Raw genomic sequence first — 5,252 nt, 5'->3', positions numbered from 1 at the left:
TGCCGCGGGAGCATGGGTCGCGGGGGCGTGTGTCCGGGCGGACATGTGCCGAACGGGCGGGTACCCGGGGGACGGGTGCGAGGGCGGCGTCGTCAGCCCGCGGCGTTCACCGCGGGGATGATCGTCTCGCCGTACGCGTCGATGACGGCTTCCTTGGCGTCATGCATGTCGTAGAGGGCGAACTGGTCCACACCCAGTTCACGCAGGGCGTTCAGCTTCTCGATGTGTGCCTCGGCGGTGCCGATCAGGCAGAAGCGGTCGACGATCTCGTCGGGCACGAAGGCGGTGTCGGGGTTTCCGGACCGGCCGTGATGGGAGTAGTCGTACCCCTGCCGGGCCTTGATGTAGTCCGTCAGTTCCTCCGGTACGGCTCCGGAGTGCTCGCCGTACTTGGAGACGAGATCGGCGACATGGTTGCCGACCATGCCGCCGAACCAGCGGCACTGGTCACGGGCGTGGGCCAGCGCCCCGGGCGAGTCGTCCGCGGTGACGTAGGCGGGCGCGGCGACGCAGATCCTGACCTCCGACGGGTCCCGGCCGGCCGCCTCGGCGGCGTCGCGCACCGCCTTGACCATCCACTCCGTCAGGTAGAGGTCGGCGAGCTGGAGGATGAAGCCGTCGGCCTCCTCACCGGTCATCTTCAGTGCCTTGGGGCCGTATGCGGCCATCCACACGGGGAGTTCGGCGTCCTCCTTGATCCAGGGGAACCTGATGACCGTGCCGCCGAGATCGGCCTCCTTGCCCGAGCCGAGTGCCCTGATGACCTTCATGGCCTCACTGATGCGGGCAAGGGTGTTGGGGGTGCGGCCGGCGACGCGCATCGCTGAGTCGCCGCGGCCGATGCCGCAGATGGTGCGGTTGCCGAACATGTCGTTGAGGGTGGCGAAGGTGGAGGCGGTGACCTCCCAGGTACGCGTGCCCGGGTTGGTGACCATGGGGCCGATGATCAGCCGTTCCGTACGGCTGAGGATCTGGCTGTAGATGACGAAGGGTTCCTGCCAGAGGACGGCGGAATCGAAGGTCCAGCCGTGGGTGAAGCCGTTGCGTTCCGCGCGCTGCATCAGTTCGACGACACCCGAGGCCGGGGGGTCGGTCTGCAGGACGAGTCCGAAGTCCATGGTGCGCCACTCCTGAAGGCTGCTCGTTGCGGCTGGTTGCCTAGCTGAGGTACTGGCAGGTGGAACGGGGCGTGTAGACGCCGTGGCCGGCCCGCCCGGTGAACTCCCGCTGGTCGATGACGGTTTCGCCGCGCGAGAGCACGGTCTCGACCCGTCCGGTGATCCGCTTGCCCTCGTACGCCGAGTAGTCGACGTTCATGTGGTGGGTCTCGGCGGAGACGACCTGCTCGGCCACGGGGTCGTAGATGACGACGTCGGCGTCGGCGCCGGGGGCGATGGTGCCCTTCTTCGGGTAGAGGCCGAACATCCGGGCGGGGGTGGCGCAGGCGATCTCGATCCAGCGGCGGCGGCTGATGTGCCCGTCGACGACGGCCTGGTGCAGCAGGTCCATACGGTTCTCGACGCCCGGCAGACCGTTGGGGATCTTGGAGAAGTCGCCGCGGCCGAGTTCCTTCTGTCCGGAGAAGCAGAACGGGCAGTGGTCGGTGGACACCACCTGGAGGTCGTTGGTGCGCAGGCCCCGCCACAGGTACTTCTGGTGCTCCTTGGGCCGCAGCGGCGTGGAGCAGACGTACTTGGAGCCCTCGAAGCCGGGCTCGGCGAGGTTGTCGGTGGACAGGAAGAGGTACTGCGGGCAGGTCTCGCCGAAGACGTTCAGGCCCTCGTCGCGGGCCTTCGCCAGCTCTGCCACGGCCTCCGTCGCGGAGACGTGCACGACGTACAGCGGGGCCCCGGCCACCTGCGAGAGCTTGATGGCGCGGTGGGTGGCCTCGGCCTCCAGGAGCGCCTTGCGGACCTCGCCGTGGTAGCGCGGGTCGGTCTCGCCGCGGGCCAGGGCCTGCTCGACGAGGACGTCGATGGCGATGCCGTTCTCGGCGTGCATCATGATCAGTCCGCCGTTGCCGGCGGAGCGCTGCATGGCGCGCAGGATCTTCCCGTCGTCGCTGTAGAACACGCCCGGGTACGCCATGAACAGTTTGAAGGAGGTGATGCCTTCCTCGACGAGGAGGTCCATCTCCTTGAGCGTGCTCTCGTTGACGTCCGACATGATCATGTGGAACGCGTAGTCGATCGCGCAGTTGCCGTCGGCCTTCGCGAACCAGGTGTCCAGGCCCTCGCGCAGCGAGCCGCCGACGCTCTGCACGGCGAAGTCGACGATGGTCGTCGTGCCGCCCCAGGCCGCCGCACGCGTTCCCGTCTCGAACGTGTCGGAGGCGAAGGTGCCGCCGAAGGGCAGCTCCATGTGGGTGTGGGCGTCGATGCCGCCGGGGATGACGTACTTCCCGGCCGCGTCGATGGTGCGCTCGGCCGTCCAGGACCCGGCGGCATGCGTGCCCTGCGCGGCGAGGGCGACGATCCGTCCGTCCTCGATCAGGACATCGGCGTGGAGCTCGTCCGCGGCGGTGATGACCAGTCCGCCGCGGATGACGGTACGACTCATGCTCACTCTCCTTCCGGTGGGGTGTGCGCGGGGGCGGGGACGGGGCCGGTTCCCCGCCCCCCCCGCCGTCTGCTTGCGGTCTACGGGGCGGTGAGCGAGGAGTAGGCGGCCGTGTTGCGGTCGCGGTAGAACTGCCACCGGTTGCGGACGGTGCGGATCTTCTCCATGTCGAGGTCGCGCACGACGAGTTCGGTCTCCTTGTCGCTCGCGACCTCGCCCACGTACTGGGCCTCGGGGTCGACGAAGTAGGAGGTGCCGTAGAAGTCGTTGTCGCCCAGTTCCTCGACGCCGACGCGGTTGATGGCGCCGATGAAGTACTCGTTGGCGACGGCCGCGGCCGGCTGCTCCAGCTGCCACAGGTACTTGGACAGGCCGCGGTGGGTCGCCGAGGGGTTGAAGACGATCTCGGCGCCGTTCAGGCCGAGGGCCCGCCAGCCTTCCGGGAAGTGCCGGTCGTAGCAGATGTAGACGCCGATCCTGCCGACGGCGGTGTCGAAGACCGGGTAGTCGAGGTTGCCGGGCCGGAAGTAGAACTTCTCCCAGAAGCCGGGCACTTGGGGGATGTGGGTCTTGCGGTACTTGCCCAGGTAGGAGCCGTCCGCGTCGATGACGGCGGCGGTGTTGTAGAGGACGCCGGGCTGCTCCTCCTCGTACATGGGGAGGACGAGGACGAGGTGCAGTTCCTTCGCGAGCGCCTGGAAGCGCTTGACGATCGGCCCGTCCGGGATCCGCTCGGCGTAGTCGTAGAACGCCGCGTCCTGCACCTGGCAGAAATACGGGCCGTAGAACAGCTCCTGGAAGCACAGGACTTGGGCGCCCTGTGCGGCCGCGTCACGGGCGGCCTGCTCATGCACCCGGATCATGGACTCCTTGTCGCCCGTCCAGGAGGTCTGGAAGACGGCGGCGCGGACCACTCTGCTCATGAAAAGTGCCTCCCGGCGTTGGCGCGGAATCGGGATAGCGACGAGGTTAGGGAGCACGGGGACCCCGGCCGGAGTGCCGCTGTGTCACGTCTGCGGGCGCCGGGCGTTGCACGGTGTCAACTTCCCGGACGGTTTCCGGACCGCTGGGCGTCGTACGCCAGCAGTGCGATGTGCACCGAGGCGGCCTGCTCGAAGTCGTCGAGGTCGACGTGGAGCAGGCCCTGGATGGACTCCAGCCGCCGGTAGAGGGCGGGCCGGCTCATGTGGTGCAGCTGGGCGGTCCGGGACTTGTTGCGGCCGGTCGCGAGATAGGTGCGCAGCACGCCGAGCAGGCCCCGCCCCTCGCAGCCGAGCAGCCCGTCCAGCTCGCGCTGTGCGAACGACTGCACGTGCGGGTCGTCGCGCAGCAGCCGCATCAGCCCTCGCAGCCGTACGTCGCGCAGCCGCAGCACCGCCACCTCGCGGGGCAGGGCGCCGGAGGCGGCCGCGTCCGCGACGTGCAGCGCCTCGTGCAGGGCCCCGGGGACGCGCTCCCAGGCGGGGCAGGCGTAGCCGGCGGCGACGGTCAGTCCGGTGCCGGTCAGCGCCGGGTCGTGGCGCAGCCGTACGGCGAACCGTTCGGCGAGCGCCTCGGCGTCCTGGTCGCGGGGCAGGCTGAGCAGTACGGCGGTGGAGCGGGCGTCGAGTTCGGCGACCAGGCCGGGTATGCCGAGCACGCGCAGTGCGCGGTCCAGGGGCCCCGCGGTGACGGCGCCGTCCTCGGGGTCGCTGGGCCGCACGACCAGGGGTACGAAGGTGCGGCGGTTGACGGGCAGACCGGCGGCGCGTGCCCGGGGCAGCAGGTGCCTGGCGGGGACGGCGCCGGAGATCAGTTCGGTGAGCAGGCCCTGCGCGGACTGTTCCTCCCAGGAGTGGCCGGAGCCGCCGCCGAGCAGCCGGTGCAGCACGAGCCCTTCCGCGGCCCGTTCGGCGAGCAGCCGCCCGGCGCCGGGCTCGCCGCGGTAGCCGCACAGCATCAGCCGTCCCCAGCGCTCGCCGCGGCCCAGGAGTTCGGCGCGGATCCAGCCGTCGGCGCCGACCGCGACATGGCCCTGCTCGGGGCCGAGAGCCTGGCGGGCGATGCGGTCCCAGTCGCGCAGGACGTCACCCACGGCGGGCCGCTCCCCCGCCGTCGCGAGCACCCGGTGGGCGAGGTTGGTCAGGACGACGGGGCAGCCGCAGTGCACGGCGATCTCGTCGAGGAGCCGCTGGAGCGGAGCGCCGGACATGATGAGCGCGGTGAGCGCCGTGCGGATGGTCTCGGAGAGGTTGACCTCGTCGAACTTCCGCCGCACCAGGCGTGACTGGACCTCTTCGGTGAGTTCGGCGAAGGGCGCGGGGCGGTGCAGGACGACCAGGGGCAGTCCGCAGCGCTCGGCGGTTCTTCGCATCGCCTCGGGTGCCACGGGGAAGGCGCGGCCGAGTCCGAGGACGACGGCCGCGGCCTCCGCGCGGTGCAGCGATCTGACGTACTCGCTCTGGACGCCGGTGTCGCCGGCGAGGAGCACGCCGGTGGTGAGCACCATCTCGCCGCCGCTGAGCATCACCCCGACGTCGGAGGCCTCGGCGACGTGCACCCAGCGCACCTGCCGGTCGAGGTGGTCCTGGCCGGCGACGACTTCGGGCTCCCAGGCCGCCACCCGGTCCAGGGCCAGTACCTGGCGGACCGACAGGCCTCCTTCGGTTGCGGTGGGAGGAGGGACGGAGCGGGCAGAGCGGACGGGGGCGGAA

At 70.4% G+C, this 5,252-nt stretch carries 4 protein-coding genes; all 4 read right to left on the bottom strand.

Annotated elements, in window-relative coordinates; all coding sequences use genetic code 11:
- Positions 1-92: 92 nt before the first annotated feature.
- Entirely contained in the window at positions 93-1,118 is a 1,026-nt protein-coding gene (locus tag GUY61_RS34270; RefSeq protein ID WP_166634223.1) for a TIGR03842 family LLM class F420-dependent oxidoreductase, read from the bottom strand.
- A gap of 40 nt (positions 1,119-1,158) precedes the next feature.
- Entirely contained in the window at positions 1,159-2,559 is a 1,401-nt protein-coding gene (gene hydA, locus GUY61_RS34265; protein ID WP_166634222.1) for a dihydropyrimidinase, read from the bottom strand.
- Positions 2,560-2,639: 80 nt separating this feature from the next.
- Positions 2,640-3,482: a nitrilase-related carbon-nitrogen hydrolase gene (locus GUY61_RS34260; protein WP_166634221.1), complete on the bottom strand. Its 843-nt coding sequence runs from the start codon at positions 3,480-3,482 to the stop codon at positions 2,640-2,642.
- 116 nt (positions 3,483-3,598) lie between these two features.
- Entirely contained in the window at positions 3,599-5,194 is a 1,596-nt protein-coding gene (locus GUY61_RS34255; RefSeq protein WP_166634224.1) for a PucR family transcriptional regulator, read from the bottom strand.
- Positions 5,195-5,252: the final 58 nt, after the last annotated feature.

The sequence above is a fragment of the Streptomyces sp. GC420 genome (assembly GCF_009916105.1).
GTDB lineage: Bacteria > Actinomycetota > Actinomycetes > Streptomycetales > Streptomycetaceae > Streptomyces.
This window is presented reverse-complemented; position numbering and strand designations above follow the sequence as displayed.